At 71.1% G+C, this 17,838-nt stretch carries 16 protein-coding genes; 6 read left to right on the forward strand and 10 right to left on the reverse strand.

The features are described from left to right. Window positions 1–858, forward strand: a complete 858-nt coding sequence (locus KVF89_RS10395; RefSeq protein WP_257425434.1) for a COX15/CtaA family protein — start codon at window positions 1–3, stop codon at window positions 856–858. A gap of 180 nt (window positions 859–1,038) precedes the next feature. Here KVF89_RS10395 and KVF89_RS10400 read toward each other — a convergent pair whose 3' ends face one another. Next, window positions 1,039–1,956: a heme o synthase gene (locus KVF89_RS10400; RefSeq protein WP_306809379.1), complete on the reverse strand. Its 918-nt coding sequence runs from the start codon at window positions 1,954–1,956 to the stop codon at window positions 1,039–1,041. A 142-nt stretch (window positions 1,957–2,098) separates the two neighbouring features. On the opposite strand from KVF89_RS10400, the gene tkt reads away from it, so the two are divergent. The 5 genes from tkt to KVF89_RS10425 all read left to right on the forward strand — a co-directional run bounded on the left by tkt (window position 2,099) and on the right by KVF89_RS10425 (window position 8,924). Further along, window positions 2,099–4,210, forward strand: coding sequence for a transketolase (tkt, locus tag KVF89_RS10405; protein ID WP_257425436.1), 2,112 nt, complete (start codon window positions 2,099–2,101; stop codon window positions 4,208–4,210). Window positions 4,211–4,242: 32 nt separating this feature from the next. Continuing rightward, entirely contained in the window at window positions 4,243–5,349 is a 1,107-nt protein-coding gene (tal, locus tag KVF89_RS10410; protein WP_257425437.1) for a transaldolase, read from the forward strand. A gap of 5 nt (window positions 5,350–5,354) precedes the next feature. Beyond that, window positions 5,355–7,001 carry a glucose-6-phosphate isomerase gene (pgi, locus tag KVF89_RS10415; RefSeq protein WP_257425438.1) on the forward strand — a complete coding sequence of 549 codons (1,647 nt, stop codon included), beginning with the start codon at window positions 5,355–5,357 and terminating at the stop codon, window positions 6,999–7,001. Then, a complete protein-coding gene (gene pgl, locus KVF89_RS10420; protein WP_257425439.1) occupies window positions 6,998–7,759 on the forward strand; it encodes a 6-phosphogluconolactonase in 762 nt (253 codons plus the stop codon). The genes pgi and pgl overlap by 4 nt, the downstream gene beginning before the upstream one ends. Before the next feature lie 193 nt (window positions 7,760–7,952). Beyond that, window positions 7,953–8,924 carry a type IV toxin-antitoxin system AbiEi family antitoxin gene (locus tag KVF89_RS10425; protein WP_257425440.1) on the forward strand — a complete coding sequence of 324 codons (972 nt, stop codon included), beginning with the start codon at window positions 7,953–7,955 and terminating at the stop codon, window positions 8,922–8,924. 127 nt (window positions 8,925–9,051) lie between these two features. Here the strand turns inward: KVF89_RS10425 and KVF89_RS10430 are convergent, their stop codons facing one another. From KVF89_RS10430 to uvrC, 9 genes are all read right to left on the reverse strand, one after another. Then, the gene (locus KVF89_RS10430; RefSeq protein WP_141007576.1) at window positions 9,052–9,411 is read right to left on the reverse strand and encodes an RNA polymerase-binding protein RbpA; all 360 of its coding nucleotides are present in this window, start codon (window positions 9,409–9,411) and stop codon (window positions 9,052–9,054) included. 68 nt (window positions 9,412–9,479) lie between these two features. Then, on the reverse strand, window positions 9,480–9,716 hold the full coding sequence (secG, locus tag KVF89_RS10435; RefSeq protein WP_257425444.1) for a preprotein translocase subunit SecG: 237 nt from the start codon (window positions 9,714–9,716) through the stop codon (window positions 9,480–9,482). Between the two features lie 27 nt (window positions 9,717–9,743). Then, complete coding sequence (tpiA, locus tag KVF89_RS10440; protein WP_257425446.1) at window positions 9,744–10,538, reverse strand: triose-phosphate isomerase; 795 nt, start codon at window positions 10,536–10,538, stop codon at window positions 9,744–9,746. A gap of 1 nt (window position 10,539) precedes the next feature. After that, on the reverse strand, window positions 10,540–11,766 hold the full coding sequence (locus KVF89_RS10445; protein ID WP_257425448.1) for a phosphoglycerate kinase: 1,227 nt from the start codon (window positions 11,764–11,766) through the stop codon (window positions 10,540–10,542). Between the two features lie 5 nt (window positions 11,767–11,771). Beyond that, window positions 11,772–12,770: a type I glyceraldehyde-3-phosphate dehydrogenase gene (gene gap, locus KVF89_RS10450; protein ID WP_257425450.1), complete on the reverse strand. Its 999-nt coding sequence runs from the start codon at window positions 12,768–12,770 to the stop codon at window positions 11,772–11,774. A 121-nt stretch (window positions 12,771–12,891) separates the two neighbouring features. Further along, window positions 12,892–13,878 (reverse strand): DNA-binding protein WhiA, encoded by a 987-nt coding sequence (whiA, locus tag KVF89_RS10455; protein ID WP_257425452.1) that lies wholly within the window; start codon window positions 13,876–13,878, stop codon window positions 12,892–12,894. 22 nt (window positions 13,879–13,900) lie between these two features. Continuing rightward, the gene (locus KVF89_RS10460) at window positions 13,901–14,896 is read right to left on the reverse strand and encodes a gluconeogenesis factor YvcK family protein (protein ID WP_257425454.1); all 996 of its coding nucleotides are present in this window, start codon (window positions 14,894–14,896) and stop codon (window positions 13,901–13,903) included. After that, entirely contained in the window at window positions 14,893–15,759 is an 867-nt protein-coding gene (gene rapZ, locus KVF89_RS10465; protein ID WP_257425460.1) for an RNase adapter RapZ, read from the reverse strand. Before rapZ ends, KVF89_RS10460 begins: the two co-directional genes overlap by 4 nt. Beyond that, window positions 15,752–17,710, reverse strand: coding sequence for an excinuclease ABC subunit UvrC (uvrC, locus tag KVF89_RS10470; RefSeq protein ID WP_257425462.1), 1,959 nt, complete (start codon window positions 17,708–17,710; stop codon window positions 15,752–15,754). The genes rapZ and uvrC overlap by 8 nt, the downstream gene beginning before the upstream one ends. Between the last annotated feature and the right edge of the window lie 128 nt (window positions 17,711–17,838).

The raw sequence follows: 17,838 nt of genomic DNA on the forward strand, positions 1-17,838 counted from the left end.
GTGACCGCCGTGACAAGGCGCTGGCTCGTCCTGTTCGCCTGGGCCAATCTCGTCGCCAACATCGGCATCGTCGTCACGGGCGGCGCCGTCCGGCTGACCGGCTCCGGCCTCGGGTGCCCGACCTGGCCCCGGTGCAGCGACGAGTCGTACGTGCCGCACGGCGAGCTCGGCCTGCACGGTGCCATCGAGTTCGGGAACCGGATGCTCACCTTCGCGGTGGGCGCGATCGCGATCGCCGCGTTCGTGGCGGCCTGGCGCAGCGGTGACAAGCGGGCCCGGCTGCTGGCCCTGCTCATCGGCCTCTACATCCCGGCGCAGGCGGTCATCGGCGGCATCACCGTGCTGACCGACCTCAACCCCTGGGTCGTCTCCTTCCACTTCCTGTCCTCGATGGTCATCATCGGCCTGTGCGTCCTGCTGCTCGACCACCTGCTCGCCGAGCCCCGGGCGGCGGCCGGCCCGCGCACCCGGGGTCTCGCCTGGACGGTGTTCACGCTCGGCTGGGTGGTGCTCTACCTCGGCACCGTCGTGACCGGCTCCGGCCCCCACTCCGGTGACCTCGAGTCCAAGCGCACCGGGCTCGATCCGCAGGTCATGTCGCACGTGCACGCCTGGGCGGTCTACGTCCTGGTCGCCGCGACCGTTGTCACCCTGGTCGTCGCCCGGCGCAGCGGGCGCCCGCTGCTGTGGACGGCCGCCGTCGCGCTCCTCGCCCTCGAGCTGGCCCAGGGCGTCGTGGGGTTCTGGCAGTACCTCACGGACCTGCCCGAGCTCCTGGTGGCGACGCACATGCTCGGTGCCGCCCTCACCGCGGCCGCGATCACCTGGGTGGTCGCCGCGTCCCGCACCCGCACCTGATCTCCGGCGCCGCTCGCCGCGGTCGTTTCGACCGGAGTCCAGTTGTTGCGGTTTGGTCCCAAACCGCAACATTTCGGCGCGATTCCGTGCAGTTCCTGCCCAATTCAAGGTGCGTTCCGGCCGCGCTGTCGGTCGCGCTCACTGCGCGAACCCGTTCGGTACTTCCTGGAACTGTCCGGCTCAGTGCAACAGAGGGTCGATCGCGACGGCGACGAACAGCAGCGACAGGTACAGGTTCGAGGAGTGGAACAGCCGCATCGGCTGGAGCACGCTCAGCTCGTCGGAGGTCTTGGCGCGGCGGTGCAGCCCGTGCGCCTGGACCAGGAAGACGGCACCGAGGACGCCGGCGGCGATCGGATAGAGCGGTCCGGTGTCCGCGACGGGCCAGAGCAGCAGCGACGTCGCCACCATCACCCAGCTGTAGACCACGATCTGCAGGGCGACCGAGCGGGCCGGCTTGACCACGGGGAGCATCGGGACGTCGACCTGGGCGTAGTCCTCGCGGTAGCGCAGCGCCAGGGCCCACGTGTGCGGCGGCGTCCAGAAGAACACCACGGCGAAGAGCACGATGGGGACCCAGGAGAGCTCGCCGGTGACGGCCGTCCAGCCGATCAGGGCGGGGAAGCAGCCGGCGATGCCGCCCCAGACGATGTTCTGCGTGGTCCGCCGCTTGAGCAGCATCGTGTAGACGAAGACGTAGAACGCGTTCGCGCTGACCGAGAGGACTGCTGAGAGCGGGTTGACCCACACGGCGAGGACCACGGTCGACAAGATCCCGAGCACCGCGCCGAACACGAGCGCCGCGGCGGGGGTGACGATGTGGCGCGGCAGCGCGCGGCGCCGGGTCCGGCGCATCTGCTCGTCGATGTCGCGGTCGTAGACACAGTTGAAGACCGACGCGGAGCCCGCGGAGAGGGTGCCGCCGACCACGGTCGCCAGGACCAGGCCGAGCGGGGGTACGCCCCGGGCGGCGAAGAACATGACAGGGACGGTGGTCAGGAGCAGCAGCTCGATGACGCGCGGCTTGGTGAGGCCGACGTACGCCAGGACCACGTCGCGGAAGGTCGCCTTCTGCGGTCCGTCGTCGTCAGCCAGCAGATCGCGGCTGGTCGGGTCGACGTAGGTCACGGAAGGTCCTCGCAAACAGGGGTAGAAGCGGTCCGAGTGTAGCCCGAGCCCTTCCCGGGAATGGCACCGAGCCGGTGTCGTGCCCGCCACTGCTCTCGGTAGGCTCGGAACCATGATCCCGGAGCTCGAGTGGACCGACCTCGACCGCAAGGCAGTTGACACCGCCCGCGTCCTCGCGATGGACGCCGTCCAGAAGGTGGGCAACGGTCACCCGGGGACGGCCATGAGCCTCGCGCCGGCGGCGTACCTGCTCTTCCAGAAGGTCATGCGGCACGACCCCGCCGACCCGGCCTGGATGGCCCGGGACCGGTTCGTCCTCTCCTGCGGCCACTCCTCGATCACGCTCTACACCCAGCTCTTCCTCGGCGGCTTCGGGCTCGAGCTCGCCGACCTCGAGGCGCTGCGCAGCTGGGGCAGCAAGACCCCCGGCCACCCCGAGTTCGGCCACACCGCCGGTGTCGAGGTCACGACGGGCCCGCTCGGGCAGGGCCTGGCCAACGCGGTCGGCATGGCGATGGCCGCCCGTCGGGAGAGGGGCCTGCTCGACCCCGACGCCGGCGACGGGCCGTCGCTGTTCGACCACCACGTCTACGTGCTCGCCTCCGACGGCGACCTCGAGGAGGGCGTGAGCAGCGAGGCGTCCTCGATCGCCGGCACCCAGGAGCTCGGCAACCTCACGGTCATCTACGACGCCAACCGGATCTCCATCGAGGGCGACACCCATATCGCGTTCAACGAGGACGTCGCGAAGCGCTACGAGGCCTACGGCTGGCACGTCCAGACCGTCGACTGGACCGGCAACAACCACAACGACCTGGCCAACTACGAGGAGGACGTCCCCGCCCTCTACGCCGCGATCGAGGCCGCCGACCGGGTCACCGACCGGCCCTCGATCATCGTCCTCAAGACGGTCATCGCCTGGCCCGCCCCCAACGCACAGAACACCGAGGCCGCGCACGGGTCCGCGCTCGGCGCCGACGAGGTCGCCGCCACCAAGACGATCCTCGGCTTCGACCCGGCCAAGAGCTTCGAGGTCCCCGCCGACGTGCTCGCGCACACCCGCTCGCTGGTCGAGCGCGGCAAGGCCCGGGCCGCCGCCTGGGCCAAGGAGTACGACGCCTGGGCCGGCGCGAACCCCGAGGGCGCCGCGCTGCTTCACCGGATCAAGGACCGCCGCCTTCCCGACGGCATCGAGGCCGCGCTGCCGGTGTTCGAGGCCGACGCCAAGGGCGTCGCGACCCGCGCCGCGTCCGGCAAGGTGATCAACGCGCTCGCGCCGGTGATGCCGGAGCTGTGGGGCGGCTCGGCCGACCTCGCCGGCTCCAACAACACGACCATCAAGGACGCGCCGTCGTTCCTGCCCCTCGACCGGTCGGTCGAGGAGTGGCCGGCCGACCCGTACCAGGGCCGCGTCCTGCACTTCGGCATCCGCGAGCACGGCATGGGCGCGATCATGAACGGCATCGCCGTCCACGGCGGCACCCGCGTCTTCGGCGGCACGTTCCTCACGTTCTCCGACTACATGCGCGGCGCCGTCCGGGTCGGTGCCCTGATGCAGGCGCCGGTCGTCCACGTGTGGACGCACGACTCGATCGGCCTCGGCGAGGACGGTCCGACCCATCAGCCCATCGAGCACCTCGCGGCGTTGCGTGCCATCCCCGGCCTCGACGTCGTCCGGCCGGCCGACGCCAACGAGACCGCCGCCGCCTGGCTGCAGATCCTGCGCAACAACGACCGTCCCGCCGGCTTGATCCTCAGCCGCCAGAACGTCCCGACCTTCCCGCGCGGCACCGACGGCTACGCGACCACCGACGACGTCGCCAAGGGCGGCTATGTGCTGCTCGACGCGGAGGGCGGGACACCCGACGTCGTGCTCATCGCCACCGGCTCGGAGGTCCAGCACGCCGTCGCCGCCCGCGGGCAGCTCGCCGCCGAGGGGATCCGCGCCCGCGTGGTCTCGCTGCCCTGCCAGGAATGGTTCGAGGCGCAGACGCAGGCCTACCGCGACGCGGTCATCCCACCGACCGTCAAGGCGCGTGTGTCCGTCGAGGCCGGCGTGAAGCAGGGCTGGCGCGAGTACGTCGGCGACGCCGGCCGCATGGTGAGCATCGACCACTACGGCGCGAGCGCCGACGCCGGCACCCTCTTCCGCGAGTTCGGGTTCACCCCCGAGGCCGTGGTCCAGGCGGCGCGCGAGAGCATCGCGGCGGCCGCACGCAGCTGAACCGGCACCACCCACCGCAGAAGGAGGAACTCATGTCTGATCCACTGAAGGCCCTCGCTGACGCGGGGGTGTCCATCTGGCTCGACGACCTGTCCCGGGAGCGGATCGAGACCGGCAACCTCGCCGAGCTCGTCCGCGACCGCTCGGTCGTCGGGGTCACCACGAATCCCACGATCTTCGCGGGTGCCATCGCCAACGGCGAACGGTACGACGACCAGGTGCGCCGGCTGGTCGAGGACGGGGCGGGGGTCGACGAGGTGATCTTCGCGCTGACCACCGACGACGTGCGCAACGCGTGCGACATCCTGGCCCCCGTCGCCGCCGCCCATCCGGCGGACGGCCGGGTGTCCATCGAGGTCGAGCCGACGCTGGCCAACGACACCGAGGCCACCATCGCCTCGGCCAAGGCGCTCTGGGAGGCGGTCGACCGCCCCAACGCCCTCATCAAGATCCCGGCCACTCTCGAGGGCCTGCCCGCGATCACGGCAGCGATCGGGGCCGGCATCAGCGTCAACGTCACCTTGATCTTCTCCGTCGAGCGCTACCGCGCCGTCATGGACGCCTATCTCACCGGGCTCGAGCAGGCCCGCGCTGCCGGGATCGACCTCGCCACCATCCAGTCCGTCGCCTCGTTCTTCGTCTCCCGGGTCGACACCGAGATCGACGCCCGCCTGGACAAGCTCGGCACCGACGAGGCGCTGGCCCTGCGCGGCCAGGCCGCGGTCGCCAACGCACGCCTGGCGTACGCCGCGTTCGAGGAGGTCGTCGCGTCCGCCCGCTGGCAGGACCTTGCCGCCGCCGGGGCGAACCCCCAGCGGCCCCTGTGGGCCTCGACCGGCGTGAAGAACCCGGCGTACTCCGACACCCTCTACGTCACCGACCTGGTGGTCGCCGACACGGTCAACACCATGCCGGAGAAGACGCTCCTGGCGTTCGCCGACCACGGCGAGGTGACCGGCGACCAGGTGACCGGCAAGGCCGACGAGGCGCAGGGCGTCTTCGACCGGCTCGCCGCCGCCGGCATCGACCTCGACGACGTGTTCGTCGTCCTCGAGACCGAGGGAGTCGACAAGTTCAAGGCCTCCTGGGTCGAACTCGTCGCCACGGTCGAAGGGCAGATGGCCAAGGCCAGGGGCTGATCTCCGTGGGTGCTGCGCCCGTCGACCCGACCTCGACCGAGGCGTGGGGACGACTCACCGATCTGGCCTCCCATGCCCGTCCCGACCTGCGCACCCGGCTCACCGATGCCGAGTGGGTGGAGCGCTCGACGCTCCAGGCAGCGGACCTGCGCGTCGACCTCTCCAAGAACCTGGTCACCCCGGAGATCTGGAAGGCACTGGTGTCGCTGGCCGAGGCCGTCGACCTCCCGGCGCGGCGCGACGCCATGTTCCGCGGCGAGCACATCAACGTCACCGAGGACCGCGCCGTCCTCCACACGGCGCTGCGCCGTGCTGCGGGCTCCGACCTGGAGGTCGGTGGCGCGGACGTCGTGGAGGAGGTCCGCGCCGTCCTGCGGCGCGTCTACTCCTTCGCCGAGGACGTACGCTCCGGCGCCTGGCGCGGCTTCACCGGCGAGCGGATCCGCACGGTCGTCAACATCGGCATCGGCGGCTCGGACCTCGGTCCGGTGATGGCCTACGAGGCCCTGAAGGCCTATGTCCACGACGGCCTCGAGTGCCGGTTCATCAGCAATATCGACCCGACCGACGCGGCCGAGACCCTCGCGGGACTCGACCCCGCGAGCACGCTGTTCATCGTCTCCAGCAAGACCTTCGGCACCCTCGAGACCCTGACGAACGCCCGGCTGTGCCGGTCCTGGCTGCTCGAGGGACTGGGCGCCGGTGACGAGGCGGTGTCGCGCCACTTCGTCGCCGTCTCGACCGCGCTCGACAAGGTGGTCGACTTCGGCATCGACCCGGCCAACGCCTTCGGGTTCTGGGACTGGGTCGGCGGCCGCTACTCCGTCGACTCGGCGATCGGCACCTCGCTCGCCGTGGCGATCGGACCCGAGCGCTTCGAGGAGTTCCTCGCGGGCTTCCGCGCGGTCGACGACCATTTCGTGTCCGCGCCGCTGGAGCGGAACGTGCCGGTCCTGATGGGTCTGCTCAACGTCTGGTACGCCAACTTCCTCGGCGCCCAGTCGCACGCGGTGCTGCCCTACGCGCAGTCGCTGCACCGCTTCCCGGCGTACCTCCAGCAGCTCACCATGGAGTCCAACGGCAAGAGCGTGCGCTGGGACGGGAGCCCGGTCACCACCGACACCGGCGAGGTGTTCTGGGGCGAGCCGGGCACCAACGGCCAGCACGCGTTCTACCAGCTGCTGCACCAGGGCACCCGCCTGGTGCCGGCCGACTTCATCGCCTTCGCGACGCCGACCTACCCGCTCGAGGACGGCGAGACCGATGTGCACGAGCTGCTGCTCGCGAACTTCCTCGCCCAGACCAAGGCGCTTGCGTCCGGCAAGACTGCCGACGAGGTGCGCGCGGAGGGCACGCCGGCGCGGATCGTGCCCGCGCGGGTCTTCTCCGGCAACCGACCGACCACCTCGATCATGGCACCGGCGCTGACCCCCGGCGTGCTCGGCCAGCTGATCGCGCTCTACGAGCACATCACCTTCACCCAGGGCGTGGTGTGGGGCATCGACAGCTTCGACCAGTGGGGCGTGGAGCTCGGCAAGCAGCTGGCGGTGCAGATCGCGCCCGCGCTCGCCGGCGACGCCGCGGTGCTGGCCGAGCAGGACCCCTCCACCCGCGCGATGATCGACTACTACCGGGAGCAGCGCTCACGATGAACACCACGCCGATCGACAGCCCCCAGCCGCTGATCGAGGTCCACGACGACGCCGGTGCGCTCGCCACCGCGGTCGCCGGGGAGCTCCTCAACCGGGTCGCCGACGCCCAGGCCGCCGGGCAGGTGCCGCACGTCGGCCTCACCGGCGGTGGCATCGCCGACGAGGTCCACCGCGAGATCGCCCGGCTCGCCCCGGCCTCCGGTGTCGACTGGGGCGCGGTCGTCCTCTGGTTCGGCGACGAGCGCTTCGTCCCGGCCGACTCCCGCGACCGCAACCTCAACCAGGCCCGCGCGGCGTTCCTCGACGAGGTCGGCGCCCACCGGGTCCACACCGCGCCCTCCTCGTCCGAGGTGGACTCGGTCGAGGAGTCCGCGGCGTCGTACGCCGACACGATCCGGGCGCAGGGCAGTGGCACCTTCGACGTCCTGATGCTCGGCCTGGGCCCCGACGGCCACGTGGCCTCGCTCTTCCCCGGGCACCCCGGACTCGACGCCGCGGGCGCACCCACCGTCGCGGTCCACGGCTCCCCCAAGCCGCCGCCCGACCGGGTCAGCCTCACCTTCGAGGCGCTGAACCGGGCCCAGTCGGTGTGGTTCGTCGTCAGCGGCGATGCCAAGGCGGACGCCGTACGCCGTGCCCTCGCGGAGGTGTCGCCCGCTGCCGAGCCCGCCGCGCTCCGGGAGACTCCCGCCCGCGGTGTCACCGGCCAGGCCGAGACCATCTGGTTCCTCGACTCCCCTGCCGCCTCTCGTATCTAGCGCGACCCGGCGCAGATTGAACCCAGGAGCTCGCCGAGCCGGCGCAGATTGAACCCAGGAACTCACCGACCCGGCGCCAGGTGATGTCGAGAGACGGTCGGACCGGCGCACGCTGCACGCGGTTCACGCTCCCATCCACAGGGCGTCGCACCCGATGATTGGTCCACAGGCCACAGCGGGCACGCCGCGGGCCATGAGAAGAACCGAACTCGAGGGACTGCCCTTCCTCCCCGCCAGCTTCCCCCTCCCCCTGGACGCTCCGTTCACCACGGCCACAGCTCGCCAGGAGGCCGGGATCTGGCCGACCGACCTCACCTGGCTGGTCGATCGGGGGTACCTGCGCCGGCTCGTCGAAGGCGTCTACGTCGCGAACCCGGTGCCGGACAGCCTCGGTCTGCGCTGCGCCGCGCTGCGGCTCGTCGTACCCACGGACGCGGTGATCTGTGATCGCCATGCCGGCTGGCTGCACGGCGCAGAGATGGTCCTTGCGCCGAACGAGCACATCCACGTCGCACCGGTGTGCGTGTTCCTGCCTTCGCCGGGACGACGGCTGCGCAACGACCTCGCGGACAGCGGTGAGCGAGCCTTCGTCCGCGGTGACGTCGTCGAGGTGAACGGGCTGCGCGTGACCTCTCCGCTCCGCACGGCCTGGGACCTCGGTCGCCACCGGTACGTCGAGCGCTCGCTGGCGGCGATGGACCAGATGCTCCGCCTCGGCTTGTTCTCGAAGGAGGAGCTCGCCGCCGGCGTACCTCGGTTCCGGGGGATGCGCTGGGTCCGGACCCTGCGCGTGATGGTGGACTACGTCGATGGCCGGGCCGAGTCGCCTCCCGAGTCGATCTTGCGGTTGCGCTGGATCCAGGCCCATCTCCCCACACCGGTCCCGCAGCTCGAGGTGTACGACGACCTCGGCGAGTTCCTCGCCCGGCTCGACGTGGGCAATCCCGAACTGTGGTTCGCGGCCGAGTACGACGGCGACGAATGGCACTCGAGCCCGGAGCAGCTGGAGCACGACCGGCGCCGCCGAGCCGCGGTGGAGGCGCAGACTCCGTTCATCGTCAAGGCGCTCCGCAAGGAGAACCTGTTCGGACCACGAGCCGACGCCGAGGCCATCCTTCGCAACGGCATCATCGAGGCGCGGCGGCGTTCTGGCCGGGGACGTTGACCACGGAGAAGCTCAGACTGCGCCGGGTCGGCGCCTTCTCGACCTCAATCTGCGCCGGTTCGGCGACATTCCGAGTTCAATCTGCGACGGGTCGGCGAGCCATCAGACTCAGTTCGAGACGGGTCGGTCAGAAGATGATCTCGCCGGACTTGCGGCGGGAGCGGAGCAGCTGGATCGCCTCGTCGAGGATGACCTCGGCCTCCTTGTCGGAGCGCCGCTCCTTCACGTAGGCGAGATGGGTCTTGTAGGGCTCGATCTTGGGCGCCGGGGGCGCGTTCTCGGAGTCGAGACCGGCGGGCAGGCCGCACTTGGGGCAGTCCCAGGAGTCCGGCACGGACGCCTCGACGGAGAAGGTGATCACCGAGCGGTGGTCGTTCGCACAGAAGTACGTGACCGCCTGACGGGGAGCGGCCTCGCCCCGCTCGGCCTCCCCCATCGGACCCGCACCGACGCGACTACCGCGGATCGCGTTCCCACCACCAGCCAACGGATTCTCTCCTCAAGCCATCGGACGGCACGGCACTCGCCGGGCCGGTTGCAAGACGGTCAGTGCTGCTACTTCTGATAGGCGAGCAGGAGGCCCAGCGCGATCACGCAGGCGAACCAGATCACGCCGATCCCGACCGTGAACCGGTCGAGGTTGCGCTCGGCGATCGAAGAGCCGCCGAGCGAGCTCGACACACCGCCGCCGAACATGTCCGAGAGGCCACCGCCCCGACCCTTGTGCAACAGCACGAGCAGGATCAGGATCAGGCTCGTGATCACGAGCAGCACAGTGAGAAGCGTCGACACGCGAGGAATCCTACGTCAGCCCTGGTTCTACGACAGCACCGGCATGTCGTAGAACCGGCAGATTCCGCCGAACTCGTCCACCTCGAGGCTCGCGCCGCCGACGAGGGCGCCGTCGACATCGGGCTTCACCATGATCCCGGCGACGTTCGCGGCCTTCACCGAGCCGCCGTAGAGGACCCGGACGGCGTCCGCGGCCTCGTCGCCGTACGACTCCCGCACCTGCCCTCGGATCGCCGCGCAGACCTCCTGGGCGTCGTCCGGCGTGGCCACCTCCCCGGTGCCGATCGCCCACACGGGCTCGTAGGCGATGACCAGACCGGCGACCTGCTTCGGCGAGAGACCGGCGAGCGAGCCCTCCACCTGCGCCATCGTGTGCGGCACGTGCTCACCGGCCTGGCGGACCTCGAGACCCTCGCCGACACAGACGATGGGAGTGATCTTCGCGCCGAGCGCGGCCCTGGCCTTGGCGTTGACGACAGCGTCGGTCTCGGCGTGGTACTGCCGGCGCTCGGAGTGGCCCACCACGACGTAGGAGCAGCCGAGCTTGGCGAGCATCGCCGCCGAGATCTCGCCGGTGTAGGCGCCGCTGGCATGCTGCGACACGTCCTGGGCGCCGTACCGGATGGAGAGCCGGTCGCCGTCGATGAGGGTCTGCACGGAGCGGATGTCGGTGAACGGCGGGATCACCGCGACCTCGACCTTGCTGTAGTCGTGCCGCTTGTCGGACAGCGTCCACGCCAGCTTCTGCACGAGGACGACGGCCTCGGCATGGTTGAGGTTCATCTTCCAGTTGCCCGCCATCAGCGGGGTACGGCCTGCCATGTCAGCTCTCCTCCAGGACGGTGATGCCGGGCAGCTCCCTGCCCTCGAGAAACTCCAGACTCGCTCCGCCGCCGGTCGAGATGTGGCCGAAGGCGGCCTCGTCGAACCCGAGGGCCCGTACGGCGGCCGCCGAGTCGCCGCCACCGACGACCGTCAGGACGTCGGCCCCTCGATGTGCAGCCAGCGCCGCCGCGACGACTCGAGTTCCGCCTGCGAACGCCGGCTGCTCGAAGACGCCCATCGGGCCGTTCCAGAACACCGTCCTCGCATCGGCCAGCGCGGCGGCGAACGCGGCCCCGGACTCCGGGCCGATGTCGAGGCCGAGGCTGTCGGCCGGGATCCCCGCGGCGGGTACGACGCGAGCGGAGCTCTCGTCGCCGAAGCTGTCGGCCACCACGATGTCGGTGGGCAGCACGATCTCGACGCCGAGCTCCTTGGCCCGCTCCTGGTAGGTGCGCACCGTGTCGAGCTGGTCCTCCTCGAGGAGGCTGTTGCCGACCTCGAGGCCGGCGGCCTTCAGGAAGGTGAAGACCATGCCCCCGCCGATGAGCAGCTTGTCGGCCTTGCCGAGCAGGTTGTCGATCACGCCGAGCTTGTCGGAGACCTTGGAGCCGCCGAGCACGACGACATAGGGCCGCGCCGGGTCGACGGTGAGGCGGCGCAGCACCTCGACCTCGGCCGCGACGAGGCCGCCCATGGCGTGCGGGAGCCGCTGCGCGACGTCGTACACGCTGGCCTGCTTGCGGTGCACGACACCGAAGCCGTCGGAGACGAAGGCCCCGTCCGCACCGGCGAGCGCCGCGAGCCGGTCGGCGAAGGCGCCGCGCTCGGCGTCGTCCTTGCTCGTCTCACCGGCGTTGAACCGGACGTTCTCCAGCAGCGCGACCTGGCCGTCGGCGAGGCCGGCGACCGTCTCCTGCGCGGAGGCGCCGACCGTGTCGGTCGCGAACGCCACGGGGGCGTCGAGCAGCTCGCCGAGGCGGGCGGCGACGGGCGCCAGCGAGTAGGCCGGGTCCGGCGCGCCCGCCGGACGCCCGAGGTGGGCGGTGACGACCACGCGGGCACCGGCGTCGGCCAGCGCCTTGATCGTCGGGACGCTGGCGCGGATCCGCCCGTCATCGGTGATCCTGCCGTCGTCGAGCGGGACGTTGAGGTCGGAGCGGACGAGGACGCGCTTGCCGCGCACCCCGCCCAGGAATTCCGGGGAGAGGCCCTTGAAGTCGGTCACAAGCGTCAGAGCGTAGCGCCGACGTGCGTGATGAGGTCCGCGAGCCGGTTGGAGTAGCCCCACTCGTTGTCGTACCAGCCCGCGACCTTGACCTGGTTGTCGATCACCTTGGTGAGAGGCGCGTCGAAGATGCACGACGCGGGATGGGTGACGATGTCGGAGGAGACGATCGGGTCGGTGGAGTAGACGAGGTAGCGGCCGTCGGCGGCCGCCTTCACGATCGCGTTGACCTCCTCGACGCTGGTCGAGCGCGACGCCTCGAAGGAGAGATCGGTCAGCGAGCCGGTGGGAGTCGGCACCCGCAGGGCGTAGCCGTCGAGCTTGCCCTTCATCTCCGGCAGCACCAGGCCGATCGCCTTGGCGGCGCCCGTGGAGGTCGGCACGATGTTGATCGCGGCGGCGCGGGCCCGGCGCAGGTCCTTGTGGATGTTGTCCTGCAGGTTCTGGTCGGCGGTGTAGGCGTGCACCGTGGTCATCAGGCCCTTGACGATGCCGAGGCCGTCGTTGAGCGCCTTCGCCATGGGGGCCAGGCAGTTGGTGGTGCACGACGCGTTGGAGATGACCGTGTGCGCCGCCGGGTCGTAGCTGTCGTGGTTGACGCCCATCACGATCGTGACGTCCTCATGGGACGCCGGCGCGGAGATGATGACCTTCTTCGCGCCACCGCCGTCGACATGGGCCCGCGCCTTGGTGGCGTCGGTGAAGAAGCCGGTCGACTCGACGACGACGTCGACGCCGAGGTCGCCCCAGCCCAGCGCCGCCGGGTCGCGCTCGGCGAACGCCCGGATCTCGGTGCCACCGACGATGATCGCGCTGTCGGTCGACTCGACGTCGGCATCGAGCGGCCCGAGGATCGAGTCGTACTTCAGCAGGTGGGCCAGGGTCGCGTTGTCCGTGAGGTCGTTGACTCCGACGATCTCGATGTCGGCACCGCTCGCGCGCACCGCGCGGAAGAAATTGCGGCCGATCCGACCGAATCCGTTGATTCCTACACGAACAGTCACTGCGAACCTCCTGGGAGAGCGGACCTACGTCGGTCCTCCGACCCTATCTCGGGGCGCCGCGCCATCGGAGGGAGGAGGTGATCCGCGCCACAGGCCGGATCAGGACATGGCCGCCGACGTCTCAGGCGTCGCCGGCGAGCATCTCGGGGGTGAGCGACGCCTCGGTGTCCGGTACGCCGAGGTCCTCGGCCCGCTTGTCGGCCATCGCCAGCAGCCGGCGGATCCGCCCGGCGATGGCGTCCTTGGTGAGCACCGGCTCGTGCAGCTGACCGAGCTCCTCCAAGGAGGCCTGCTTGTGCTCCAGCCGCAACTCGCCTGCCATCCGCAGGTGGTCGGGCACCTCGTCGCCGAGGATCTCCATCGCCCGCTGGACGCGCGCGCCAGCGGTCACCGCCGCGCGCGCGGAGCGGCGCAGGTTGGCGTCGTCGAAGTTGGCGAGGCGGTTGGCGGTGGCGCGCACCTCGCGCCGCATCCGTCGCTCCTCCCAGGCCATCAGCGTCTCGTGGGCACCGAGCCGTGCCAGGAGCTGGCCGATCGCGTCGCCGTCGCGGATCACGACCCGGTCGACGCCGCGGACCTCGCGGGCCTTGGACTGGATGCCGAGCCGACGCGCCACACCGACGAGGGCGAGGGCGGCCTCGGAGCCGGGGCAGGTGACCTCGAGCGAGGACGAGCGGCCGGGCTCGGTCAGCGAGCCGTGGGCGAGGAAGGCCCCGCGCCACGCCGCGACCGCGTCGCACGCGCCGCCGGACACGACCGCCGGCGGCAGACCGCGGACCGGTCGGCCGCGCTGGTCGAGCAGGCCGGTCTGGCGGGCCAGCGCCTCGCCGTCCTTCACGACCCGCACGATGTAGCGGCTGCCCTTGCGCAGCCCGCTGCCCTGCACCATCACGACCTCGGAGCCCTGTCCGTAGATCTCCGAGATGTCCTTGCGCAGCCGGCGCGCCGCGGCTCCGGTGTCGAGCTCGGCCTCGACGACGATCCGGCCGGCGACGATATGGAGCCCGCCCGCGAACCTCAGCATCGAGGCGACCTCGGCCTTGCGGCAGCAGACCTTCGTCACCGGGATGTTGGCGAGCTCCGCCTTGACCTGTGCCGTCATCGCCATAGGGGCGATCCTCCCACGCGGGTCAACAATCCGACGCCTCGAAGACTCGTGCGTACGCCGCCGCGAGCTTGACCGGGTCGTGACGCGACCTGCTGTCGTCGGACGCCACCTCGGCGACCACCAGCCGGGCGCCGAGTGCGGCCACGGTCTCCTCGAGCTCGCCCAGGTCCTCGGCGACCGAGCGCCGGTCGGCGAGGACGACGTCGATGCCGAGATCGGGCGCGTGCTCGGCCAGCACGGCGAGGTGGTCGGCCGGCCCGAAGCCGCCGGTCTCGCCCGCCTGCTCCTCCAGGTTGAGGACCACCACCAGCCGCGCGTCGGTGGCGACGAGGGCATCGCGCAGCCGTGGGACGAGCAGGTGCGGCAGCACGCTGGTGAACCACGACCCCGGACCGAGGATCACCCAGTCCGCCTCGGCGATCGCGTTCACGACGGCCGGGCTGACCTCCGGGTCCGCGGGCTCGAGGGCGATGGAGGTGATGACCCCGTCGGTCGTCGCCACCTCGACCTGGCCGCGCACCGAGGTCAGCCCGTCGGGCAGCCCCGATGCCAGGCCGCGCACCTCGGCGGTGATGTCCATCGGGGTCATGGCCATCGGCAGCACCCGGCCTTTGGCGCCGAGGAGCCGTCCGACCCAGTCCAGGGCGTCGACGTGGTCGCCGAGCAGCTCCCAGAGTCCGACGATCAGCAGGTTGCCGACGACGTGCCCCCGCATCTCGCCGTCGCCCTCGAACCGGTGTTGCAGCACCTTCGCCCAGGTGTCGCCCCACTCGTCGTCGCCGCACAGCGCGGCCAGCGCCATCCGGAGGTCGCCGGGCGGCAGCACCCCGAACTCACCGCGCAGGCGACCGGACGAACCTCCGTTGTCGGCGACCGTGACGACGGCTGTCAGCTCGTCGACGGTGAGGTCGTCGACCAGGTGCCGCAAGGCGCTGAGCGAGGCGTGCAGGCCGTGGCCGCCCCCCAGCGCCACGACCGCCTGCGCCCGCTGGTCCGCCCCGAGGTGGTCGGAGCTCACTCGCGCCCCAGGTCGCGGTGGATGGCGCGGGCGACGTGGCCCTGCTCCCCCAGCCGCCGGGCGATCTCCTCGCTCATCGCCACGCTGCGGTGCTTGCCGCCGGTGCAGCCGATCGCGACCCGCATGAACCGCTTGCCCTCGCGGACGTACCCTTGGGCCACCCCCGCCAGCAGCGGGACGTAGGCGTCGACGAACTCCGCGGCGCCCGGACGCCCCAGGACGTACGCCGACACCTCGGCGTCCTGCCCGGTGCGGGGTCTCAGCTCGGGAACCCAGTGCGGGTTGGGCAGGAAGCGCATGTCGGCCACGTAGTCGGCGTCGACCGGGATGCCGTACTTGAAGCCGAAGCTGATCACCGAGACCCGCAGCCGGGTCGTCTCGAGCGTGCCGAACGACTCCGCGATCCGATCGGTGAGCTGGTGCACGTTGAGGCTGGTGGTGTCGATGACGAGGTCGGCCTCGGAGCGCAGCTCGGCGAGGACGACCCGCTCGCGCTGCAGGCCGTCGAGCAGCCGGCCGCCCTGCTGGAGCGGGTGCGGGCGCCGCGCCGCCTCCTGGCGCCGCACCAGCACCTCGTCCGTGGCATCGAGGAACACCAGCGTCGTGACCCGACCGGCGACGCCGTGGGCCAGCGCGCTGCGCAGCCCTTGGAAGAAGGACCCGGAGCGCACGTCGACGACGACCGCGACCGGCTGGGCGGGGCCGTGGCTCTCGTCGACGAGCCGGACCACCTCGGGCAGCAGGCTGGGCGGGAGGTTGTCGACCACGAAGAAGCCGAGGTCCTCGAGCTCCTTGGCGGCGGTGCTGCGGCCGGCACCGGTCATGCCGGTGACGACCACGAGCTGGCCGTGCGTGTCATCCATGGGCGTCATTGTGCCCACTGTCGGTGTGCAGGGCCGCCTTGATGGCCGCCGCGGTCCGGGGCCCGACACCGGGGACCGCGGCGATCTCCTCGACCGTCGCGGCACGGAGCTTGCGCAGGGAGCCGAAGTGGCGCAGCAGCGTCCGGCGGCGTACCTCGCCCAGCCCGGGGACGTCGTCCAGCAGGCTCTCGACCATCGACTTCGAGCGCCGGTTGCGGTGGTGGGCGATCGCGAAGCGGTGCGCCTCGTCGCGGACCCGCTGCAGGAGGTAGAGACCCTCCGAGGTGCGCGGCAGGATGACCGGGTCCTCCTCGCCGGGAACCCAGACCTCCTCGAGCCGCTTGGCCAGGCCGCAGATCGGGATGTCGTCGATGCCGAGCTCGTCGAGGGCGCGCTGCGCGGCGGCGACCTGCGGCGCCCCGCCGTCGACGACGACCAGCCCGGGCGCGTAGGCGAACTTCCGGGGGCGCCCGGTATCGGGATCGACCAGCATCGGACCGGTGCCGGCCGCGGGATCGCCCGGCCGCAGCTCGGAGCGCGCCTGCTCGTCGAGCAGGCGGCGGAAGCGGCGGGTGATCACCTCGTGCATCGCCTTGACGTCGTCGGAGCCGTCCTGGTCCTTGATGACGAACCGCCGGTACTCCCCCTTGCGGGCCAGCCCGTCCTCGAACACGACCATCGAGGCCACGATCTCGGTGCCCTGCATGTGGGAGACGTCGTAGCACTCGATGCGCAGCGGGGCCTCCTCGAGCTCCAGCGCCTCGGCGATCTCGGTGAGCGCCTGGTTGCGGGTGGTCAGGTCGCTGGCGCGCTTCGTCTTGTGCAGGGCGAGGGACTCGGTCGCGTTGCGGGCCACCGTCTCCTGGAGCGTCCTCTTGTCGCCGCGCTGCGGGACCCGGATCTCGACCTTGGAGCCGCGCAGGTCGGAGAGCAGCTGCTCGAAGGTCTCGTGCTCGGCCGGCAGCGCGGGGACGAGGATCTCGCGGGGCACGGCGTCACGGACGTCCTCCGGCGCCACGCCGGCGTACAGCTGGAGCAGGAAGTCCTCCACCAGGGCGGCGGTGTCGCCGTCGTCGGTGCGGTCGGCCACCCACCCGCGCTGGCCGCGGATCCGGCCGCCGCGGACGTAGAAGACCTGGACGGCGACCTCGAGCGGGTCCTCCGCGAGCGCGATCACGTCGGCGTCCGAGCCGTCGCCGAAGACGACGGCCTGCTTCTCGAGGGCCTTGTTCATCGCGCCCAGGTCGTCCCGCAGCCGCGCGGCCTTCTCGAAGTCGAGAGCCTCGGACGCGGCGTACATCTGCTGCTCGATGCGCTTCATGAACGGCCGGGTCCGGCCGGCCATGAACTCGCAGAAGTCGTCCACGATCGCCCGGTGGTCCTCGGGCGAGACATTGCCGACGCACGGCGCCGAGCACTTGTCGATGTAGCCGAGCAGGCAGGGGCGGCCGATTTGGCTGGAGCGCTTGAACACCCCGTTGCTGCACGAGCGCATCGGGAAGACGCGCAGCAGGATGTCGACGGTCTCGCGGATCGCCCAGGCGTGGCCGTAGGGGCCGAAGTAGCGGGTGCCCTTGCGCTTCGCCCCGCGCCCGACCATGACCCGGGGGAACTCGTCGGACACCGTGACCGCGAGCCAGGGGTAGGACTTGTCGTCGCGGTACTTCACGTTGAAGCGCGGGTCGTACTCCTTGATCCAGGAGTACTCCAACTGCAGCGCCTCGACCTCGGTCCCGACGACCGTCCACTCCACCGACGTCGCGGTGGTGACCATGCTCGCGGTGCGCGGGTGCAGGTTGCCGATGTCTTGGAAGTACGACGACAGGCGGGCCCGGAGGTTCTTGGCCTTGCCGACGTAGATGACCCGCCCGGTGCGGTCGCGGAACCGGTAGACCCCCGGCTGGGTGGGGATCGAGCCGGGTTTCGGCCGGTAGCTCAGCGCGGGTGCCACGACACCAACCCTACGGAGGGGCACCGACAGGTCTGCACTGTCGCCCCTCTCACGGCGAGCGGGCTTGGTTTGCGCCAACCCTACGGAGAGCCGTGGCATCTCTTTAATGCCCTTAGTTGCGTGCTTTA

This window comes from Nocardioides carbamazepini, from assembly GCF_024614185.1.
GTDB lineage: Bacteria > Actinomycetota > Actinomycetes > Propionibacteriales > Nocardioidaceae > Nocardioides > Nocardioides carbamazepini.